Source organism: Desulfofustis glycolicus DSM 9705, from assembly GCF_900130015.1.
GTDB classification, from domain to species: domain Bacteria; phylum Desulfobacterota; class Desulfobulbia; order Desulfobulbales; family Desulfocapsaceae; genus Desulfofustis; species Desulfofustis glycolicus.
Map to the genome: position 1 here is coordinate 84,915 of NZ_FQXS01000005.1, position 22,096 is coordinate 107,010.

Genomic DNA, 22,096 nt, shown 5'->3' on the forward strand with positions numbered 1-22,096 from the left:
TATGACGGAGTCAAAGCAGGACCAGTCCGAAAAGGAAAAGAAAAACAAGTCGAAAACGCCGGTTAAGGCAACAACCGGAGCCTGGTGGAAAAGCGCTTTGCTCACCAAAGAGCCGGATCAGCAGCCAAGCCCGCCTGCCGAACAGGAACGTGAAGCGGCACCCGCGGCAACAACTGGTGCTCCCCCGAAAAAGACATCACGCGGCCGGCGCCCTGCCGGAAAAAGCAGCAAGAGGCCCGTTTTGCCTGATCAGTCAGCCGATCAGGCAAAAGAGGGGCAGACTCCCGAGGAGTTGAACGACTCACGGGCCCCGGGAACGCCGCCGGCTGTGTCGGGTGTACCTGCCGAAAGTACTGCGCCTGGAGAACCGGTGGAGTTACAGCAGCCGGCAGCAGCCGGCGACGAAGACACGAGCGAAGTGCCGAAAGAAGAGCGCCGCAGCAAACGGAGCAGGGGACGTCGCGGCGGTCGCAGGAAATCGAGTCGACAGAAAAAAGAGGCGGAGACCGGCGAACAGACGGATAGTGCCGCGGAAGATCGGGATCAGACTGAACAGGCAGAGCCCGGCACCGGCGAAAAAGCGGGCGGCAAGGAGGATGATGCTCCGTCCGTGTCCGGCAGGTCCGGCAAAGAAGGCGGACGCACTGAGCACAAGCCGGTGGTCAAGTTGCTGATCAATGCCGATGAGCCGGAAGAGTGCCGTCTGGCCCTGCTCGAGGACGGGCGGCTCGAGTCGCTCTATGTCAGCAGCGTCAGCAGGGTCCAGACTCGCAACAATATTTACAAGGCCCGGGTGATGGCCATCGAGCCGAATTTACAGGCAGCGTTTGTCGATTACGGCACTGAAAAGAACGGGTTTTTGACGTTTAGCGAGATTCATCCCGAATACTATCGTCAGAACCTCAGTGCCGAGGTGCGGGCGTTGGTCGATCAGCAGCAATGGAAAAAACTGAGCATCTCCGACGTAATGGAAAAAGGACAGGAGATGCTTGTCCAGGTCGTCAAGGAAGAGGTGGGTAAAAAAGGGGCCAACCTGACCACCTATCTGTCGCTGCCCGGTCGCTGCGTGGTCTTGATGCCCGGCTCCGAGTCGGAAGGGGTGTCTCGCAAGATATCCGGGGAAGAGAGGCGCAATGAGTTGCGCGAAATCATGAATTCGTTGCAGATCCCGGAGGGTATCGGCTGGATCGTCAGGACCGCCAGCGTCGACATCACGAAGACCGCTCTGTCCCGTGATGTCCGCTATCTGCTGCGGCTGTGGCGGGAGATCAAGGAAAAAGGGCAGAAAATGGACGGAGTCGGTCTGCTCTACCAAGACCACAACTGTGTCATGCGTTTTTTGCGCGAACACTTCGATCCCGATATCCAGGAGATTCTTGTAGACGACGAGGCGGCCTTGGAAAAGGTCAGCGAATTCGTCGAGATGTTGCCCGCCAAGCAGCGAACGGTGAAGGTCAAACTGCACAAGGGCGCACGTCCGGTCTTCAACCACTACAGCGTCGAGGATCAGATCGAATCGATCTATCAGCCCCGAGTCAGTCTGCCCGGCGGCGGCTCAATCGTTATCGAGCCGACCGAAGCGCTCGTCTCTATCGACGTCAACTCGGGATCGACCGGTAAAGGGCAGAATTTCGAGGAGACCATCTTTCAAGCCAACATGGAGGCGGCCACCGAACTTGCCCGTCAGCTTCGACTGCGTGATCTCGGCGGCCTGATCGTCGTCGACTTTATTGATATGCGCAGCAGCAAGAATATCCGCGAGGTGGAGAAGCAGGTCAAGAACTCGATGAAACGTGACAAGGCCAAGGTCGATATCACCCGGATCTCACGGTTCGGCCTGCTGCAGATTTCCCGACAGAAACTCGGTTCTCCGATCGAGTCGGGCAATTACCGTATCTGCGAGCATTGTCGCGGACGAGGCACCATTCGCTCGGTGGAGATCCAAGCATTGTTTTACTTGCGTCGGATCCACACCGGGGCCAGCCGCAAGCAGGTGGTCCGGGTCAATTGTCGTTTTCCTCTGGATATCGCTCAATACCTGCTCAACAACAAGCGCCAGGAAATTATGGAATTGGAAGAGCAGTACGAAACCAAGGTCATTATCAGCGGTGATCCGGCACTGAAACCGCTCGAGCACGAAATCGCTTTCGAGAAGGCTGAAAAAGAAGAGGGCGCAAAAAAACAGGCTTGAGTTGCCGCTTTTTCTGAAGTATAGTCACCCTCTCTCGCGCACCAGTAGCTCAGTTGGATAGAGCAACGGACTACGAATCCGTAGGTCGGGAGTTCGAATCTCTCCTGGTGCACCAGTTGGTTGAAGCGGTTGCGGGCAAATGCCCGCAACCGCTTTTTCTTTGGTTCTATGCCGGTTCTATGAATCGCGGAATTGACACATCCTCTCGTATTCCTCGCTCCACATCCATTACAGCCGGTCTCATTAAATGGATGTTTGTAAAATCACGTCGAAAAATATGCTGCATTTGTTAGGCAAGTGTGTTATAATTCTATTTGCCGTCTTGATTTGGATATGAAAATCGAAAAGATGTCGAACCCATAAAGAAAATGATCACAAACTTTGTGGGTTAGTCATTATTTCGTATCCTTTCTCATGCATCATAGACGTTTTTCTAGTATATAATTGGATGTGGAACAGTTAGAAACAACAGAACCCCATTTCCATTCGACGTTTGGCGGCGGCGGATTGGAATCTGGGGTTCATGTCACAAGCCCCGTGGAAGGGACTTTATGCGTTCACCTTACTCTCTCGAGGACGCATCCGTCAAGGCATATTCACTATTTGTTAAATTGATTGTTAAAGTGAATCTTTGCCGTTCCTTCCATGGTGCTTCTATCCTGAACCAGGAGGAGGCAGCATCATGACCAGCCTATCACCGTCGTAACTCAATCTAGCAGTCAATCAGTTCAGAAGTGGCTGGCTTGCCGACTCAACGTCTGAATCGGTAACGCCGGGAGTTTATCCAGATTTCTCTATAAGCCGACACCGGAATACTCCGGCAAGGAGTGGTCTATCTATGCCAATGGATAATACTATTGTTCCCGAGCATTTGCAAAGCTTGTTCAACGAGGCGATTGAGGTACTGCACGAAAAACTTATCACCACGGTACGCGAAGAATTGGCAACAAATACCGGAGACCGGTTGAAGGATAAAGAACAAGCTGCTGCATATCTCGGTATCAGACCCTGCACGCTGTCTAAATGGATCACGGAAGGAACGGCGCCGAAATACTCAAAGCTAGGCAGCCGAGTGCTTTTCAAACAGGAGTGGCTTGACCATTTCGTAGAACAGCATGCGGTGGATAACCTCACCGCACCTGACGGTCAAGTGAACCATCACGAGAAGGGGGCTTGAATGGGCAGAGGAAGAAAACAAAGCTCGAAGACGCTTTATATAAAAGAACAGATTGGAGCGATAAGCGAATCTCTGCGGGATTATTGGCCACTGACCCTTCGGCAACTGTATTACCAGCTAGTCGCCAAGGAAATTATCGAAAACTGCGAGGCGCAGTATCAACGTCTGTCCAGGATCATGACCGCCTGCGGAACAGAGGGGAGATGTCCTGGGCGGTGATGGAGGATCGGTCCCGAAAGACCACTGAGAAATATCGCTGGGCAGATATGAGCGATTTCATCAGAGAGGAACTCGACAATTTTCTAGTGGATTACCAGCGCTGCCTGGTCCAGCACCAGGAAAACTATGTGGAGCTCTGGTGTGAGAAGGATGCGTTGGCCCGGATCTTTGAGCGTGTAGGGCTTCCTTACTGCGTCAAGATTTTCCCGTGCAAAGGGCATCCGTCTGCGACGACCATCAAAGATTATGCTGACCGTGCGCAGGCAGCTCTATGGAGAGAGCAAACGCCCATTATCGTCTACGGTGGTGACCTCGATCCGTCGGGATGGCAAATCCCGGTTTCCATCTGCGACCGGCTTGCAAGAGACCATGGTGTCTCTGTAGAGCTTGACCGGTTTGCACTCAATCCTGAGCAGGTCTATCAGTACCGACTCCCGCACAATCCTGACGCTCTCAAGTGGACCGACCCGAATGCAGCAAAATATGTGAAGTTGTATGGCCGGTTAGCGGTTGAGTTGGATGCGCTGCACCCTGCAACACTTGAGAAGGAAATCAAAGCGGCACTGGCGCGGCATCTCGACGTTGAAGGCATGATGGAAGAGCGATTGATCCAGGCGCGAGAAATTAACGAACTCGCCAAGGTCAGGACAACAGTGATCAGGGCGATCGAATCCGTCGGTATCGCTATTTGATGGACTAGTCCACGTAATTGAGAGGTTCTGGAATGACTCAGGAAATCATGTTGGCCATCAATGGCATGACGAGCCTGCGATACTGGTTGTCCGGCTTGTTACATCGCTGCGGAGAGATAATCAGGACGGGCGGCATGAAAAAGCGACGAAGTAGTCGGTGATAGTTGATGGTCACACGTCCCCTTGAACGTTTAAAAAATGAGGTTGAAACAATGAATTTGACAGAAGCGCGTATGCAAAAAGCACGTGGACGTCTTGAGCAAATGAAAGCTGCTGGGGAGACCATCACGCAAGAGCACAACCTTGTCAAAAAGGCGAACGCAAACCCGGGGAGCAAAGCGAAGGCGATTGCGGCCATGTGCTACCAATGCTTCGGGGGAACGGAAGAGGAATTGCCAGACGCTGGATGGAAAGAGGAAATACGCGGCTGCACGAGCCCGGCCTGTGCGCTGTACCAGCATCGACCGTACCGTTAATTTGAAATGAATGTCTGCTGCATGATGGGCGCGAGTGTGGGAACTCGTGAAAAGATGCGGTCTTACCCCTCAGACTGCACCCATCATGTCAGCGGCAAGAGGGGTGATGATGGCAAAGAGTCCAAAAAACAAAGGAAGTGAACGGGGAACGTACATAACGACGGAATTGATCCACTCGGATGCTTTCCGCTCGCTAAGCAGTTCCCAAAAAGACATCTGGCTTTTCGTTCTGACTCGCAGGGTTTTCGGGAAGGATGCAAAAGGGAAAAGGGATTACACAAAGCTGTTAAACAAGAGTGATCTCAAAGCCCCTGCCGCTGCTATTCAGGAATTTTTCGACGGTCCAATTCGGAATATGGAGATGCCCTCATACAATGCCGACACTATACGAAAGGCATTTAAAAAATTTTTGGAGGTAGGGTTCCTCAGTGTTTTGCATCTGGGCGGGAACGGGCCAGGCGACCAAAGCGTATATCAGTTCGAGGACAAATGGAAGCACTGGAAAGCGGGAGACCCAGCTTGTTTCTCCAAGCAAGGCATGGCGAGAGGGAAAGGATTCTGCCAGCCAAATTCCGGTGTGTTTTTTACGAAGGCAGCGAAAAATAAGGGGTGCCGCTCTACGTGTCAAATTACACGTAGTCCTACGTGTCAAAAATGAAAACTTCTCTATTTAACCCCCGTCATCCTGCGTACCTAAAAAACGCTTCAATCCCTTTGGGGAAGGCTACTCGCAGTCAAATTGATAAAATCGTCCTTACCCCCTACGGCTTACGTGTACTTCATGTATAGCCATAATAAGCGAGATATCGGAGCCTATGAGCAGACCACCCATCAAAGAGGAAAGCACTGTCAAGCTCGGTGGAGTTATCGTAGCCAAGTACCACGCATACGAAGACTATGTGGAACAGATCCTGATTGTTCTAGCGAAGAAGAAGTTTTTTGCCGTCGTCGCCCACGGACGGCAGGCGCAACGATCATTTCGCGTGCCAGTGGGAACAACAGTCAGTGTTTCGGGAACCATCCTCGAATATCCACTTCCAAAGGAGTGCGGCTATCGGGTCGTGTATGCAGTCTATTGTCAACGCATGAAATTTGGCAACGCCTTGGAGCAAGTCCCGCCAGATCCGCTTGAGGAGTACATGCAATTGCCGAAACACCAAATATTCGTGAAATGCGATTCACTTAATCGGGGAAGCCATTGATATCAGAAAACGGAGACCGGCATCGTTGGCGGGGAGCCTACTTATCTGACCTGATGGCAATCATCCTTCATCTTGCCGCGCAGAAAAAGGTTGTTGGCTATACAGACGTCTTGCAACGGTACTATGGCTATCGGCCCCTTCGGTGCAGGAACGGACGCGAAATGTTCAAAGTGGCTCCGCATGAACGGCATCGGCTTCATGCAGCACGAGCAGCAATATGCAAGGCCTTCATCCGGCTGGAGGCTAGAGGGGTGGTCACAAGAGTGCATGAACCGGGAGCCTATTCGTGCGTGAAACTGGCTGATTAATAGACGCTATAAAAAGAGGGGGTGGAGTACAAAGGTTTACATAAGGCCTTTTGAGGTGAGGTTCTGGTGAGGTTTGTGGCGCAAGATAGATACAAGGGAGCCTGGAGCGAGGGAGATGCGGAACCAAAACCACATAATTGCCTCAAGACTGCTCAAAAATCTTCGTTTCAAGGTTAGCGCAGGCAAACGGCCATGCCTGTCTTCAATCGTCAAAAACAGAATGATCAGAACCATGAAAACAGCACGCCCACAGACCAAAATCGAACCGGCAAGAACTCAAAAGCTACAAACAGAGGGGACGACACCGAACAGAAGCTCAAACTTGATAAGGAGGTATGGCGCACCCCCAAGAAGCGAAGCGATGATGTCCCTATTTCTTGATATGATAGTTCTTTGATATCAGATTATTACCGACAATAGCGGTCAAAAAGGGATAAACTTGCCTTTTGATTTCGAAAAATATCAGAGGAGACGCTATGGGCGGCTACGGGTCAGGGCGAAGATGGAACGCTAAATCGGCAATTGAGCGGCAATCGGGGCTAGATATCCGGCTGCTCAAGAAAGATGGGTGCCTGAGGGAAGGATTTCAAGGCTCCATTTCGTGGGGCTGCAATGGCTCTACAACTAATTCAGTTAACGTAAGAATTACAAATGGCAGTCTCGTGCTCGATTATAAGCACAGATTTCGAGGTGGCGAATGGGAGCCCATCAAGCAGACCATTCAATTTGCATATACGCCGTGCCACTATGGCGGGATGCGAACCTGGTTCAGTTGTCCTTCGTGCTACCGGCGAGTGGCGGTGGTCTATGGTGCAGGGAAATATTTCCTCTGTCGTCACTGTCACAATCTGACCTATGCAAGCCAACAGGAGGGGCGAGCTGACCGGATGCTGCGGAAGGCGAGAAAGATCCGCAGGCGATTAGGGGCAAGCATTAACATGACGGTGCCGATTCTCTTCAAGCCAAAAGGGATGCATTGGATAACGTTTATGAGGTGCCAAGAAAAAGTATCTCATGCCAATTATCTTTTTTGCTTGATTGAAGGTAAGCGATTGGGGATTCGTCTATAAGGTTCAGAGAGATGTTCGCACCGTGAATGTCGGTTTTAGAGAGATGGCTGGAATGGCAGGCATCATTGAGATATTTGGTATAGAGAAGAATCGAGCGTTGGAATACAAAGTGAGCGGAGTTGGTCTCGTGAGCAAACAGATCCGCATTGATTCGAGAACTTCTGTTGGTGATAATCGAGGCAGGTGATATGCAACCATGGTTATGGTGCTTGATGGCCAGGTTTTTTGTCAAGTCAGACCCACAAGATAACTTGCCATGCGTGAATATAGCAGTGCCATCAGAATCAAGGTTATTTTGTCCCGTGGGTTTCGGGGAGCCAGCAGCCGGCATTTAACGCACGACATACTTCTCCAGCAATGGTCCTGCTTTGGTTCAGGACACGAATATATTCATGTGCGGAATATTGCAACGGCTGCATCTAGCAGAAAGTCACGACGTTCCTCAATCTCAGTTATGGTCCAATCGGCCTTATTTCCGATATCTTGCGTCATGGCAGCTAGAGAGCCGAGATAGATATGTTTTTTATACTGGAAGCTTTGGCTCCCTCCAATATTGTTCTGTGAGGGATCCATAATCGTCAGATTTCCGATCTGGTTCTTTACAGGCTCTAAAGTATGATTGATATCAGCAGGATTGGCATTTTGGGGATATACATGCTCGATTGACGTTCCAGAAAAATCGAATACCCTGCTCTTGTCTATGCACTGAGGAGAGCCGTTTGCGCCTGCATTATACCACTGATAATAGTATTCTACTGACATAAGGAAATATTTCAGAGGTTTGTTGCTGCCTCCGGTTTCATGATATTCGAGCGCTTGGAGCTCGCTTCTGAATATCTGGTCTGACGCGTTACTATCAATCAAATTCTGCAGCTTTGTTTTAAGGTCTGCAATATTGTAATTTGCCGGATCTCTCCTTATTGCGATACTTTCCTGATAGTAAATGTTTTTTAATGGGGTGACATGCTTGTTGCATATTAATTTATACCTGAAAAATATTCTTTCAACTAATTGAACAAGCTCTGCAAATTTGCGGTGGTCAAGTTTGGATGCTGCGAGCAACAAGGGAATTGAGAGTGTATGTCCAAGTTCAAACAGTAAGGTTTTTAGACGAGTAATATCCCAGTTTGTTATGGGCTGCTGCCTCTTGTATGGCCATTCCCCTTGTAACAGATCTCTGCATTCCTGAATGTCACTCTCGATTTGCCTTACGGCTACGCGCACATCTTCTGCCTCGCTTGCAAGCAATTCGGAGCTATGATGCTGCGGAAAAAACTCATCACAGAACTTATCATAAAGAGCGTTTTGCGTTGCTCTCCTGCCAGTATATGATTCATATATCCAATTCAGATAATTATTTGTATCAGTAGGATGGTCAGCTAGAATCCTGTCCCAGGATCTCTCGACAGTATCTTGTTCCTGATTATGTCCCTCAAGAATTTCAAGCGTTTTTGCCCTCAAGAGATCGCCATCAGTCAGATTTGTTCCCCTGTCGTTCAATACCTGGAACAGCCTGTAAGCATCCTTTCTGCTTGTGGTCACCATATGCAGGATTGAACAATCATCATCGATAATAATCTGGAATATTTCCAAATTATCCATTTTTCTAGTCAACTGGTCTTCCGCGTCAACAATTCCTTTTATGAAACTGCTCAGGACACAATACGCTGAATTGATTCTGCGGTGAGATTCCCTATCATCTGTCGGGTTCGCTCCCCTGATAAGCTCGGTATAATACGGCTGATCAGCTCTTGAGAGTTTTAAGACTTCAACGTTTGTGATTTGCCTATTGACCTCTTGTTCGAATTCAACAAATCTATTGGATAAAATTGTTTTTCGACCTTTGATTATTATGGCATTCTCAGTATCGTCGGCATTGTTGGCAGTAACCTCCAGGTCTGAATATGCTTTGATAAGCGCTGCGACTAGCAGAGTGAACGTCGCGATCCTTTGTTGACCATCGATAATTTCATACTCGTTCCTGCTAACGGTTCCTACCAACTTTCTTTCTACGCTCAAGATTCCGCCAAAGAAATGCGTATGCCGGCGATTAGATTTCCTCATTTCAAAGCAATTCTTGATGTCTCTTATAAAGTCGTTTACAGGTTCACTTTCCCAAGCATAGGCTCTTTGGTATTTTGGGATAAAAAACCTCGGCTCATGTCTAAAAAGATTACCGACTGTTGTATAAACAGGATCTATTTGCATTGATTATCCTTCAATAAGCTGGAAAAATCTGCGATTTCAAAATAATAGTCTCGCGATGCCGCGGTTCTGCTATCAAACCGCTATCCCTAGAGCCCAGGAGTTACTTTCCTTGTTCAATTCCTGGTCAAGCTTTGCCTTGAAAAGTCGAAGGAACGTGTCGAGGGATCTGGGTCGGTCAGCGAACCATTCTGTAAGGACTTCGTAACCTCCGTTTGCGTACTTGTTGAACTCCCTCATTCCTTCATCACTCAGGTAGCTTGGCGATTCAGGCTTGATCAGTTTCGTGATGGCTGAATGTACGGCTTTTTTTTCATTAAACTGGACACCTAACTCAATCAGTTCTCGGCATAGGAACAGTGATACTATCAGTTTGCCGCGCGTCCTGAATCGGTCAGGAAAATACTCAACAAGCTCTCGTGTCTCTGAGACCGGAAGCGTCTTTTTTTGTCCACAAGTGATTCCTGCTATAAAACAAAAATAGTATGCATCAAAGTCGGTCTGAAAGCCGTTTTTAGAGGATTTGCTTATATCCTTGAACCATTTTTCCCCGTCGTTACTGAGTCTGAACGGCATATTTCTATTCCTCGTAATCTAATTGAAAATCGTCAAAATAATCTTTTCCAAGAATGCAGAATCCGTCGTCCGTCTCATTAAACAGGGACGTATCTGTGATTTTGTCCTCAAGCTTAGTCCGGCCTTTTCTGAACAGCGTCAGAAATTGGATTGGCATTTTTGATTGCTGCACAATCGCATCAACAAACCCGCTTCTTTCAGAAGAGATGGTAAAGGCGATAAATTGTTCGCTGAGTTTTGGGATTATCGCGCCAATCTTAGGTCTCACTTCCAGGTCGATGGGGTTGGCAGGGCTATCCACTACGAAAGGCAGCTTATGCTCGCTACGGTTGAACAACGTTGAAAGGAATGCGTAAGCGATGGAGAGCTGCTCGCCAGTGCTTCCGCCAGTTTGCCCTTTAAGGACGAGGCAACTGTCAATGCGATCTATCGACAGGTCATTATATGGCATGAGATCGTTGATATGGTCGTTTGCCTCTGAGCAGATCTCATTAGTGATATTATCATGAGCTATCTGGTACGCATTTGTTATGATTTTCTGCAGGCGGTCGCGTTTGTATCTGAGGATCATTGTATTGGCAATCTCTGCGAGCTTTTCTTCAGCCTCTTCCACTCTCTTTCTCAGTACCTCGATCCCGTAGGTGTTTTCGTCATTTAGGGATGTATCATCGCTCTTGAATCGCTCCAACTGAGTTTCTAAGTCCCGAATTGTAATTTTTTTTGCTTCAATCTCATCTTGTGCCTTCTTTGCGTCAGGGTTTTCCTTGGCAATTTCAATTTTTATTTCATCGAGCTCATTTTTCGCGTCCAGAAGATTGTTTGATGCCTCACTCAGGCTTTCTATCATTGCCTTCAACTGTTTTTCAGGTTCTGTTCGTGAATCCCCTAAAGCTTCAGTTATGGCAGTTTTTACTGCGTTTAATAAAGAGACATCATCAGATCCTAAATATTGGATAGATTTTTCAAGGATGACCTTGCGGATATTTTCATCGATAGGTCTGTCGCAAACGCAAACATCCTCTTCAGCAAGCTCTTCAAAAAATTCACGTGCGGCACTTTCCGGGAGTTTCACACGGTCAAGGCTTACTTTGAAATTATAAAGGGCGGTCGAAAACAGGTCCGATAGCGAATAGCAATCGGCCATGTTATCCAGGACAATCTTTGATTGGTCAGTGAGCGCAGCTTCTTTTTCCTTGACGTCTGTTTCGGCTTTTATATGCCTTTCGTTGAGGTTCTTGCCTTTTTTAATCTCTTCCTTATAGATATTTTCTTTTGCGACGAGCCTTTCGGTCTCTTCTTCGAGTCTTTGATTTAGGTTCCGCTGTTCTTTTTCAAGGTTTTCCAGTCTTGCCTTGAGATTCGTTAGTTTTGAAGCGCGCCTCTTAAAGCCTTTCCATTCCTTGGCAGTTCGATCCTGAGTTACCTTCTGCCAGTATTCATCTATTTTATTGTTGAGTATGAGAAGTGTACTTATTTGGAATAGGTCATCGACTATCTTTTCGGCCTTCGTATGGTTGCTGTCCAACAGGTTCTGAGCGAGCTCACCGTCGAACACAAAAAAGTTAACAAAATTTTCGTTTAGGAATCGTTTAAATTCAGACGGAGGGTCGAATCCCGTTTTCTGTCCTTCTCCACGCGTTGTCTTATAAATTACCTTTCCTGAATCGAAATCGAACTGCATTATTATTGTGACAGGCCGATCATTCAGCGACAGCTTCACCTCAAACGATCCTACGTTATGATCACTGTTACGCTTTTTGAGTCCCCTTACCTTACTTGCATTCCAAGTTTCACTATATGCAGATCCCGACAGAGCGGCACGAAGAAGATTCAAGACTGTGGTTTTGCCTGTTCCGTTCGGCATCTGTATAAGGCTGATTTCGTAGACAGAGCTGTCGCCCCTGGTGAAAGAGATATTATGGTCAGGACAGCGAAGGCCTTCAGATTTCCAGCCGAGAATCTTAAAATTTGATGCCATTATTCGTCATCCTTATCATCAATGGTTGTCTCTTCGTAGATCAATTCAAGATGCCGTGATGCCGCGTCGGGATCATTGATATCTTCATTGCCGGAATTTATCGCCTTTATCCAGGCAATAAGCTTATCTGCGAGCGAATCTATCTGTTTGCTTCTCTCAACAGACGTTCTGATTGCACTTTCGATTTGCGGATCAATGGGCATGTCGGGTTACTCCGTTTTTCTTATAGTTGAAAGGTCAGACAACCAGATTGATCTTTCCTGGTCTGCATTTAATCCATCAGGGTCGCTATTTTCTCGTATGAAATCGACAACATTAGCTATCTTATCTGGGTTTTCGGGATCAAACCGAAGGCACCTGCCTATCCTTTGAATTGTTTCAAGTCTTGCCCTGGAAGATGAAAAAAGAATGACGCTGCCGAGCGATTTTATATCAATCCCTTCAGAAAGCCTGTGACAGGTGATAAGGCATTCGAGCTCATTCAGCGCAAACCTTAATAGCGTCTTTGAGTCTTCACCGGAAAAATACGTGTGGAAATCTGCCCTGTAATTGTGGATAACGTCCAGAACCTCAGATCCGTATTCCTGTGTCTCTACAAAGACTATGCTTCTTTTCAGGAGTTCTTTCCTTCCATCGATAAAACCCCTGAAAATGGGAATTTTCGCTCTGGAATTCTTGTAAACGGTTGATATAGCAATCCAGAACTCCTCGTCACTCATCGGATTGCCCTCCTTAGCCCTGGCGGAACGGATCGCGTGAAGCTCAGAGATCCTTCTTTTATCATCTTCGGTTATCTGGTAATCGAGCGGGTAATAATTGAATGGACAAAGGATGTTTCTTTTGATCGCGTCTTCGAGGTTGAAATTAAAGATGACAGGTCCTATATGGTCTACGATAAATTTGTTGCCTTCAGCATCGTATTCCCTCTCAGGTGTTGCGCTTAAACCAAGGCGGTAGCGGATATCGTCGGAGAGTCCAGTCAGGACTTTAACATTGCCAGGGCTTCCAAGCCGATGGACCTCGTCATGGATGAGGAATGTTCTTTTTGCTTCTTCTTTGGTCAGACCGGAGAGGACTGAAGGAAGTTTAGGTCTTGAAGTGATCAGGATAGAACGTTTCTTGCTCAGAAAAAAGTCTTGCTCTTCCCTGAAATCCTTGAAAGATCTATATACCCTGAGCTTGTTGTTTGCATCTTTCCTATGGAGCAGGACATCAGAATACCATTGTGCCAGTAGGTCGTTTCCGTCGGCTGCTACAACAGCAGTATCAATGAGTCCGTCATTGAAGAGAGACAGGATGATCTTGATAGCCGTTCTTGTCTTGCCGGTGCCTGTCGCCATGTTCAGGATGCCACGCTCTTTTTCAAGGAAAAGGGCTACAGCATGATCCTGATGCCGCCACTTATTCGTTTCTGTTTTTGGCTTGGCAGGGCCTGGTTCTTTGGCTATGCGGATAAGTTTCTTTTCTAAGGCCTCCGGAAAATCATAAACAGAAACGCCTTTTTCATCATCCGACCAAAGATTTTTGAAATGATCCAGTTTTCTCTTCGCCCTGGCGGGGTCGCTCCATGAAGGAAAGACGTCAACGCATTCGTAATGCTCTTCAAATGCGTTCAGGCTCTCATTTGCTGACCCTGAAAAAGCAACATGATCTTTATTGTCATAAAAGATTCCAACTTTTTCATGAAATATGCCGCGCGAATTTTTGGGAATTGCAATTTTTATTTCGATGCGGTCCAATTCGAGGAGCGTACAAAGTCTTTTAACGCCATCCCCCATGCCATCAGCGAATTCTTCTTCGATTATTTTGTCTAACCTGTTTTTTGCGATATCCTTGCGTGGAGCACCGTTTTTAATTGCGGAATAATCCTGGTTTGTCAGCTTGACCGATGTGACAAGCCTGATTGTTCCGCCTTGTTTGATGAATTGCCCCAAAGGAGATCCAAATAGTTCTAGGGCGGAACTGCTGAAGAATCCTACTGCTCGGTCATATCTTACTGAATTACTTAGGGATGGTCGGATAAAATCATAAAGGATATTGTCTTGTCCTGATCGGTAATCTTTTTGGTAGGAAATATCCCTAAGGCTCATTATAAAACTGAAGGTTTTTATATCTAATTCATTGTCAATCTGGTCCCACCAAACAACTAGGGTCAGCATATGCCAAACCTGCTCCTGGTGGCTACTATTTGTTCTCCGACTTTGGTTTTTTGGAAATTCGGCAATCTTTCCACTGGGGCCGGATACCATAGATGCCAATGCCGGAGCACCCTCCAATTTATTTGTCCCAATTTTACTTTAAAGTCAAGAAGTGAGCTGGTTTATCGTTGAGGTATTTTCTTTTAATTGAACATCGAGACAGGGAAAATTCAGCCTGCGCATAGACTATCCACAGAAAATGATTACTTAACATATTGAATATACATAGTATGTCATGATTTTTTGTCGTTTAGCTGCGAATTGATCCCCTGATAATGTAGAGAAAATATTTTCGATATTACCTGGATGTCCAAGTATTAGGTTATTCAAACGATTTTCGTTTTACTAGAAGAATTCCAATAAAAAAGAACACAAGTTTAGTAAAATAGTTTGTTTATTATTTGACAAACAGAATGATTGTTTGTTTATTACTTGACAAACAAACCCAAAAAAGCCTAATCAGTAGGCTATTGGAGATCATCAGTGGGAATGGATGAAGGCAATAAGAAGATTTTTCCTGACGAGATAGATAGTAAAATGAATCAATAGAATAGGGTGTTATTGTGAGTGATCCATTCGAATACGTATTTCCGTGCATCAGGGGAATGCAGGCAAAGAGCGAGTATTTCGTCTCGATGTGCCCGCTTCGCCTGATACCGAAGATCTTCCTGTTCAACGAGGAAGAGCTTGTGCCTGAGCTTCGGGCGCAAAGGTTCCTCAACAAAGCGCGGCTGCCTGACATGTCCAGGTATCTACTCGAAAACAAAGACTCTTACGTCTTTTCGGCTATCACTGCCTCGATTGATGGAGAAGTAAAGTTTGAGCCGATCGAGGCAAGCGATAACGGCAAGCGGATAGGTTTCTTGCATATACCCATGTCCGCGCAGTTCATCATTAATGATGGCCAGCACCGCAGAGCGGCAATTGAAATGGCAATCAGAGAAGAGCCAGCGCTCGCCGATGAAAGCATTGCCGTTGTCTTTTTCATGGACAAAGGCCTGAAACGATGCCAGCAGATGTTTGCCGACCTGAACCGCTACGCGATCAGGCCATCAAAGTCCCTTGGGGTGCTTTACGATCACAGGGATGAGATGGCTGAGATTGCAAGGACTGTAGCTTTCAAAGCGGAGGCCTTCAACGGTGTTGTGGAGATGGAAAAAAGCACGCTTTCTCCGCGAGCGAGTAGGCTATTCACCTTGAGTTCGATCTACAACGCGAACTCAGCCTTGCTTTCAAATATCGAGTCAGGGGGGTTTGATGACAAGGTGACGATGGCAATAGAGTTTTGGGATGAGGCATCAAAGCATATCCGCGAGTGGCGGCTTGTGAAGAACAGAAAGATCACATCGGGTGATGTCCGCAGGGATTTCATCCATTCGCATGCTGTCGTTTTACAGGCAATAGGATACGTTGGGAATACGCTTCTTAAGAATGGTCTGAAAAACTGGAAAGCTAAGATAAAGACAATTTCCACCATTGATTGGGCGCGATCGAACACGAAGCAGTGGGAAGGGAGGGCAATGATCGGCGGAAAGGTGTCGAAAGCTCATCATAATGTGACCCTGACCGCAAACGCGATAAAGAAGCATATTGGTCTTCAGTTGACTCCGGAAGAGCAGAGGGTTGAAGATGCTTTCCACAGGGGCGATTATGAAGGATAAAGCACCTCAGCGAATATCAGCTTTCGATGACTTCGGGTTCAAGGCGGCTGTCTGTTCCTTGCATGAAAACGTTAGGGACCTTTACACATCCTTCAACGCTCCCTGGGTCATAGGTTACAGCGGTGGCAAAGACTCGTCCGCTGTCCTGCAGCTTGTCTGGACAGCAATCAGCACGCTACCCGAGGCTGACCGCAGGGTTCCAATCTATATCATCAGCACCGATACACTCGTTGAAAATCCAGTGGTCGCCTTATGGGTGATGGAGTCCCTGGATAAGATGGAAAAGGTGGCTCGGGTGTCGGGTCTGCCATTTTTCCCACACAGGCTCACGCCGGAGGTTGAAGACTCATTCTGGGTCAATCTGATCGGTAAGGGCTATCCCGCGCCAAGGCCCAAATTCAGGTGGTGCACGTCCCGGCTGAAGATCAATCCCTCCAATAAATTCATAAGCGAAGTCATTGAAAAGAGCGGCGAAGCAATTCTTGCTTTAGGTATGAGGAAGGCCGAGAGCTCAATGCGCGCAAGATCCATGGAGAAATATGAAGGTGCTCGGGAAAAGTCGCAGAAATACGTAGAGAACGAATACCTGACACCGAACGCCGGCACGCCTAACAGCTACGTCTACACGCCGATCGAGAACTGGACCAATGATGACGTTTGGCAGTATCTGCTTGAAAACAACAAAACGCCATGGGGCTCTGACAATAACGAACTTCTAGACTTTTATAAAGGTGCGACCAAGGACAGGGAATGTCCGATGGCTATCACGACTGACACGCCGAGCTGCGGCGACAGCCGGTTCGGGTGTTGGGTCTGTACCATGGTAAGCCAGGACAAGTCAATGCAGGCAATGATCCAGAACGATGAGGAAAAGGAGTGGATGTTGCCACTCCTGAAATATAGGGATTCTTTTGATATCAAGGAAGATCGGGAGCGTCGGGATTTCAGGCGCATCAACGGGCGGGTGCAGCTCTATAATGATCGGGCGATCCATGGTCCGTACTGGCAGGAGGAACGAAAGGATCTCTTGCGCAGGCTCCTGCAGGTCCAAAAGGAAGTTCAGGAAAAAAAGCCTGATAGTGTTCCTGATCTAGAGATAATCACCATCGATGAACTGAATGAGATCCGCAGGATATGGAACCGGGAAAAGGACGAAATCGAGGATTATGTACCTGAGATCTATGAAAATGTCTTTGGTAGACCATTCCCGTATCCGCAGTTTGATGAAAGTGCGATCATCGGGCGCGATGAGTTGAAGATCCTGGAGGAGGTCTGCGATGGTGACACTCTTCATTACCAGCTTGTTAGGGGGCTTATCAGCCAGGAACAGAAATTCAGGTTGATGGTAAGACGTTCAGGCCTTTTCGATGTTTTGGAGCAAACCATAGCCAAGCATTATTATGAAGATGAAAAGGATGCGACTGATCGAGAGAAATATTTCCAGGAAAAGAAAAAGGAAATGGAGAAGCGGCCGGAGCAGATCAGGCTTGAGGATTACATTAAACGGGTGAACAACTGAGTGGTAATACCTCGACATGATATTTGATGAAATAACCATACACAATTTCGGCGTATACCTTGGAAGGAATACAGTCTCACTTAAACCCCAAAACGACCAGAAGCCTATCATTTTGATAGGCGGGTTCAATGGGGGCGGCAAGACTACCTTCATGGACGCCTTCCAGTTGGCACTGTTCGGGAAATTTTCGAACTGCTCGAATAGAGGCTCACTGGCTTACGATAAGTACCTACAGAAAAGCATCCACAAGTCGGTTGATCCGAAGGATGGTGCTGCGGTTAATCTTAAATTTCGGCATTCAGTGAACGGCGTTGAGCGAAGCTACGAAGTCAGAAGGTCTTGGAAGCTCAACAGGAAGAATATTTCTGAGACCGTAGAGGTGCTTTGCGATGACAGACTTGATGCCGTCATAACCGAAGCATGGCATGAGCACGCTGAGCAGTTCTTGCCACAACGCATTTCAAGCCTGTTCTTTTTCGACGGCGAGAAGATAAAGGATCTTGCCGAATTTAATAAATCAACCGAATTGATATCGACAGGTATCAATCAGTTGTTGGGCCTTGATCTTATCACGCAGTTGATGACGGATCTTGTGGTGCTGGAGAAGCGTAACAAGTTGAAGCTTACAGAGAAAGGGAAACGGGCCAGGATCAAAACTGTCGAGGATAACCTGCGCGAGCTGTCCAAGAAAAAAGAAGAGCTTAACTGGCAGATAAGCGAATCCAAGAAGGTACTTGCCCTGATAGAAAAGCATATTATTGAGATAGATGAAACTTTCCGTATTGAGGGCGGTGAGCTCTACCAAAAGCGCGAAGAGCTAGAATTAAATAAATCGACGGCGCTGAAAGAACTATCAGAGATCCAGAACAAGCTTGTTGAGCTATCTGGAAGTGAATTGCCGCTTGCTCTTATTTCGGGCCAGTTAAGACAGATTCTTGAACAATCAGAGATCGAGGAGAGAGCAAGCGATAACGAAAGACTTTACGACATCCTGCGAGAACGCGACAAAGCGATCAAAAAGGAGCTGAAATCAAAAGGTTTGTCAGAGAGCGCCTACATGCAGATCGAAAGGCTATTGAGCAATGATCTGAAGGAGAGGGCCTCTTTTCGGGAGGTTGACAGGTATCTGCATATCAGCGCGGACACTAGAGCATCTATAAAGGATATTTTGAATGGTTCAATCTGCAAGATAGCGTCTGAGACCTTGGCCTTGTTATCCCGCAAGGGAAATATCGAGGAGCAGATTGAAAACCTTGACCGTCAATTGGCGACCGTTCCTGATGCGGAAGCGATCGCCCAAGTCATCGAACAAAAAGAAAAGACCAGGCTTAGGAAGCAGGAGGCTGACATCAGCCATGGTGTCCTATTAAAAGAGATTGAAAATATCGATAAATCCATTGCGGCAGCCGAAAGAGAGATTGAAAAGGAGCTTGAAAAAGAGATCAATTCTGAATACGAGCATGACAGTGCCGCGCGCATAATCCAGCACTCCAAAAGATCGCGCAAGACTCTCAGTCTTTTCAGGGAAAAGGTCACCAGACATCATCTTGAAAGGATCGAGCGCTATGTGCTTGGAGCTTTCCGGCAGCTTCTACGTAAAGAATCTCTTGTCACGACCCTGAAGCTCGATCCTAAGACTTTTGAACCTGAAATAATGGGCGCTGACGGGAGAACCGTCGATGCCCAGCGTTTGTCTGCTGGCGAGAGACAGTTATTGGCAGTGTCACTACTGTGGGGTCTTGCCCAGGCGTCAGGTCGCCTGCTGCCTACAATCATTGACACGCCGCTCGGAAGGCTGGACACGACTCACCGGACGCACCTTGTAAAAAGGTATTTTCCTTTCGCCAGCCACCAAGTGATGCTTCTTTCAACAGACGAAGAGATCAACGAAAAATATTACAGGATGGTCAAGCCATGGGTTTCACAGGAATACCATCTTGAATTTGATGAATCCAAGCAATCGACAATAATCCGAAAGGGCTATTTCTGGTAGGAACAATGCCGATAGAACACATCAAGCTTTCACAGAAGGAACGCGAGAACCTGATCAGGCTGAAGCGCGTAACAGGCATAAAGAACTGGAACACGCTGTGCCGGTGGGCTTTTTGCATTTCCCTGGCCAATCCTGAAAAGCCGCGCAAGAGCAAGATCGTATCTGATAGTTCTCTTGAAATGACCTGGAAGGTCTTCGGTGGGAAACATCACGAGATCTATACTGCTCTTCTAATCCAGCGGTGCAAGATGGACGGCGTTAAACTTGAAGATGATAATCTGATGGAGCAGTTCAGGTACCACATGAAGCGTGGCATCGACACCCTGACCATGGACAGGGTGCTCAAAAAAATTGACGTTCTGCTGTCGAAGGCCCTCACTAACAAGGACGCTTAGCGGTGAGCATGGCTAAATATTCCCAACTCTTACACAAGAGTCTCTGCTACGGCCCTGATATCAGACATCATTTTTGTGTGCCTCAATATAATATGCAGCTTATCCTCTGAATACCGGAGACCTTTCCCATTTTAGTAAAATATTCATAATGTTTTACTCCTTAACACACTCCCTATGAAGCCTGTATCCAGCCTTTTTTGCCTCATCAATAGAGTAAAATTTTATCACGCAATTCTTGCAGTTATAATACTTGCAATTCGGGCCGTGGAACACCCGACTCTTGACATTCCCGTGGTAACTGCTGCCACTGGATTTATTGCCCTGGCTAGCTTTCTGATAACTGCTATTCCTAGTTCCTGTGCGCCACTGCCACGGCGGCACAGGATCGTTCTCACCCCATAAGCCTAGCTCCGCTGATTTCGCCTGCTTCTCCAATCCTAGCCAATCTGAGCAGAACGATTCAAGGCAGTACTTCCGATATTGCCACGCATACCCGGAAGCTATGATGCTCTGATTGATGTTCCTGCCGCTGACGGTGACAACACCCACCATCCGGCCATACCTATCAGTGTCGTATTGTGTGACCTGAACGTGCTTTCCAGCGACCAGGCTTGCCGTAAACTTCTTTGCTGCCCTCCCGAATGGTTGCCCGTCTTCGGGGCAGTCTATCCCATATAGCCGAATCTTGGTTTGCTGATTGCCTTGTGACAGGACTGTGATCGTGTCTCCGTCGGCAACGCTGACTACCTTCCCTTCAAGAGCAGTCGCAACGACCGGCGTTATGATAACGAAAAAAACCAGAAGCAGTCTCATCAGCATTTCAGATCTCGCTGAAGGGGGTCCCATAGGCTGAGTTAAAAGAGAGGCTTCCGGGTTCTTTGCTATCTGAATGTATTACCTCCGGCTATCAAGAATTTGCTGTTTCTTTATCGCCTGAGCCTCAAAACTCTCACGCATAGCCTCGATATCAGTTGAAACAGGTGTAGAAATACTCATCGTTGCCACGGAGCCGCTGTCGTCAGTCACTAGACAAACAGCGTAAATGGTAATTGGAGGTCCGTAGAGTGTATCGTCGAAAAATAGAGCGTCTGCCGATGAAGCTCCATAAGCGGTATTGCCGGCAATATCACAAGTCCACAATACGCCGTAGTTTGTTGTGGAATTATCGAAGCTGGGCGCAGCTGCACTGCATGTAGCACTTATTAATGTCTCACCAACATTGCACTCCACAGTTCCAAACTCAGAAGTAATAGAAGATGCTGTATTTTGAGGAAATTCGGCCCACCTTAAGGTTACATCATCCGCAGATATAGTTCCCGCTGGTCCTTGAGGCCCCTCTGTCGAGAGTAGAATCCAATTCGACATGTCTGACTCCCAAGTAGCAGATGTATGTGGCACAGTGCAGGCATACATGGAGCCATCATAAGTTACGACATCGCATTCAGTATAGTTAAATCCAGTCACCCATGCATCCTTACCAACAAGCAGACAAAAGCGATCTAAATCAGGATATGCTCCGGCAGAGACCTGAAGGGCGTAGATAGATTCTGTTAGTCCAATCTTGCCATCATTATCGATATCGCCTGCTCTTTCTGCTGGGATTCCACAACCTGTGCATCTATCTTCAAGTCCATCACCAGAGATTTCGATCTGGTATTGGTTATCATACCAAGACAAGTCTTTTACTATTCTGAGATAATAAGTTCCGGGTGAATCGACAAAGACAGAGAGAGTAGGTGAGTCTGTACTACCAAGTATCTGGCCACTGTCTGTATAAAGCTGCCTGAGGAAGTAAAAATAGTAATCATTACTTGCGTATGGACAAAGCAGTTTGATATTAACAATTGAAGCCTCTAAAACATTAAAAGAATACCAATCTTCATCATCAGTAGTCATTAACTGCCCATATAGCTTATCAGTACCAGTCTCCATCACCGCATCAGCTGTTTCCATTGTATCGTTTGGCTCAGTCTCATACTGGTCCGCAGCGATAATTTCTTGCGCTGTTAGGAACAATAAACTGAATGCACAGGAAAGCACCAGGGCACTTAATCTCATCTTTCCTCTCCTTATAATCGTTTCTCCAAAGGCCCAATCAGTCAATTACAACATTGTACTTTGTGGCACACAGATGTCAATGTCACAAAGTGGCATGTTTTGGTTCGCAATAGTCTAGAATCTCTGGCAACGAATACAGTCTAGATTGATAGACAGAGACAGTATCGACCTCGCAAAA

General features: G+C 47.2%; 18 protein-coding genes and 1 tRNA gene. 12 read left to right on the forward strand and 7 right to left on the reverse strand.

Annotated elements, in window-relative coordinates; all coding sequences use genetic code 11:
- Nucleotide 1: 1 nt before the first annotated feature.
- The 8 genes from BUC26_RS05895 (at nt 2) to BUC26_RS05940 (ending at nt 7,335) form a co-directional block, all read left to right on the forward strand.
- Entirely contained in the window at nt 2-2,191 is a 2,190-nt protein-coding gene (locus tag BUC26_RS05895; protein ID WP_073374224.1) for an Rne/Rng family ribonuclease, read from the forward strand.
- A 38-nt stretch (nt 2,192-2,229) separates the two neighbouring features.
- Nucleotides 2,230-2,306, forward strand: a tRNA-Arg gene (locus BUC26_RS05900).
- A gap of 723 nt (nt 2,307-3,029) precedes the next feature.
- Entirely contained in the window at nt 3,030-3,368 is a 339-nt protein-coding gene (locus BUC26_RS05905; protein ID WP_073374226.1) for a helix-turn-helix transcriptional regulator, read from the forward strand.
- 203 nt (nt 3,369-3,571) lie between these two features.
- Entirely contained in the window at nt 3,572-4,279 is a 708-nt protein-coding gene (locus BUC26_RS05915; protein ID WP_073374230.1) for a hypothetical protein, read from the forward strand.
- A 167-nt stretch (nt 4,280-4,446) separates the two neighbouring features.
- Nucleotides 4,447-4,755, forward strand: a complete 309-nt coding sequence (locus BUC26_RS05920; RefSeq protein WP_143165922.1) for a hypothetical protein — start codon at nt 4,447-4,449, stop codon at nt 4,753-4,755.
- A 106-nt stretch (nt 4,756-4,861) separates the two neighbouring features.
- Entirely contained in the window at nt 4,862-5,413 is a 552-nt protein-coding gene (locus tag BUC26_RS05925) for a hypothetical protein (RefSeq protein WP_073374234.1), read from the forward strand.
- Nucleotides 5,414-5,570: 157 nt separating this feature from the next.
- Complete coding sequence (locus tag BUC26_RS05930; RefSeq protein ID WP_073374236.1) at nt 5,571-5,957, forward strand: hypothetical protein; 387 nt, start codon at nt 5,571-5,573, stop codon at nt 5,955-5,957.
- 784 nt (nt 5,958-6,741) lie between these two features.
- Nucleotides 6,742-7,335 (forward strand): hypothetical protein, encoded by a 594-nt coding sequence (locus BUC26_RS05940; protein WP_073374240.1) that lies wholly within the window; start codon nt 6,742-6,744, stop codon nt 7,333-7,335.
- Nucleotides 7,336-7,725: 390 nt separating this feature from the next.
- Here the strand turns inward: BUC26_RS05940 and BUC26_RS05945 are convergent, their stop codons facing one another.
- From BUC26_RS05945 to BUC26_RS05965, 5 genes are all read right to left on the reverse strand, one after another.
- Nucleotides 7,726-9,543 (reverse strand): DUF262 domain-containing protein, encoded by a 1,818-nt coding sequence (locus BUC26_RS05945; RefSeq protein ID WP_073374242.1) that lies wholly within the window; start codon nt 9,541-9,543, stop codon nt 7,726-7,728.
- Nucleotides 9,544-9,615: 72 nt separating this feature from the next.
- Nucleotides 9,616-10,116 carry a hypothetical protein gene (locus BUC26_RS05950; protein WP_073374244.1) on the reverse strand — a complete coding sequence of 167 codons (501 nt, stop codon included), beginning with the start codon at nt 10,114-10,116 and terminating at the stop codon, nt 9,616-9,618.
- 4 nt (nt 10,117-10,120) lie between these two features.
- The gene (locus BUC26_RS05955; protein ID WP_073374246.1) at nt 10,121-12,094 is read right to left on the reverse strand and encodes an AAA family ATPase; all 1,974 of its coding nucleotides are present in this window, start codon (nt 12,092-12,094) and stop codon (nt 10,121-10,123) included.
- Nucleotides 12,094-12,297 carry a CxC ATPase DNA modification system associated small protein gene (locus BUC26_RS05960; RefSeq protein WP_073374248.1) on the reverse strand — a complete coding sequence of 68 codons (204 nt, stop codon included), beginning with the start codon at nt 12,295-12,297 and terminating at the stop codon, nt 12,094-12,096. Before BUC26_RS05960 ends, BUC26_RS05955 begins: the two co-directional genes overlap by 1 nt.
- Nucleotides 12,298-12,303: 6 nt before the next feature.
- Entirely contained in the window at nt 12,304-14,253 is a 1,950-nt protein-coding gene (locus BUC26_RS05965; RefSeq protein WP_208609740.1) for a DEAD/DEAH box helicase family protein, read from the reverse strand.
- A 602-nt stretch (nt 14,254-14,855) separates the two neighbouring features.
- Here BUC26_RS05965 and dndB point away from each other — a divergent pair.
- The 4 genes from dndB to dndE are packed head-to-tail and all read left to right on the forward strand — an operon-like array spanning nt 14,856 to nt 19,860.
- Nucleotides 14,856-15,953, forward strand: coding sequence for a DNA sulfur modification protein DndB (gene dndB, locus BUC26_RS05970; protein WP_073374250.1), 1,098 nt, complete (start codon nt 14,856-14,858; stop codon nt 15,951-15,953).
- Complete coding sequence (dndC, locus tag BUC26_RS05975) at nt 15,943-17,472, forward strand: DNA phosphorothioation system sulfurtransferase DndC (RefSeq protein ID WP_073374252.1); 1,530 nt, start codon at nt 15,943-15,945, stop codon at nt 17,470-17,472. Before dndB ends, dndC begins: the two co-directional genes overlap by 11 nt.
- Before the next feature lie 16 nt (nt 17,473-17,488).
- Entirely contained in the window at nt 17,489-19,465 is a 1,977-nt protein-coding gene (dndD, locus tag BUC26_RS05980) for a DNA sulfur modification protein DndD (RefSeq protein ID WP_073374254.1), read from the forward strand.
- A gap of 5 nt (nt 19,466-19,470) precedes the next feature.
- Nucleotides 19,471-19,860 (forward strand): DNA sulfur modification protein DndE, encoded by a 390-nt coding sequence (gene dndE / locus BUC26_RS05985; protein ID WP_073374256.1) that lies wholly within the window; start codon nt 19,471-19,473, stop codon nt 19,858-19,860.
- Between the two features lie 153 nt (nt 19,861-20,013).
- Here dndE and BUC26_RS05990 read toward each other — a convergent pair whose 3' ends face one another.
- Entirely contained in the window at nt 20,014-20,679 is a 666-nt protein-coding gene (locus BUC26_RS05990) for a thermonuclease family protein (protein WP_143165924.1), read from the reverse strand.
- Nucleotides 20,680-20,754: 75 nt separating this feature from the next.
- Nucleotides 20,755-21,918, reverse strand: a complete 1,164-nt coding sequence (locus BUC26_RS05995; RefSeq protein ID WP_073374258.1) for a carbohydrate-binding protein — start codon at nt 21,916-21,918, stop codon at nt 20,755-20,757.
- Between the last annotated feature and the right edge of the window lie 178 nt (nt 21,919-22,096).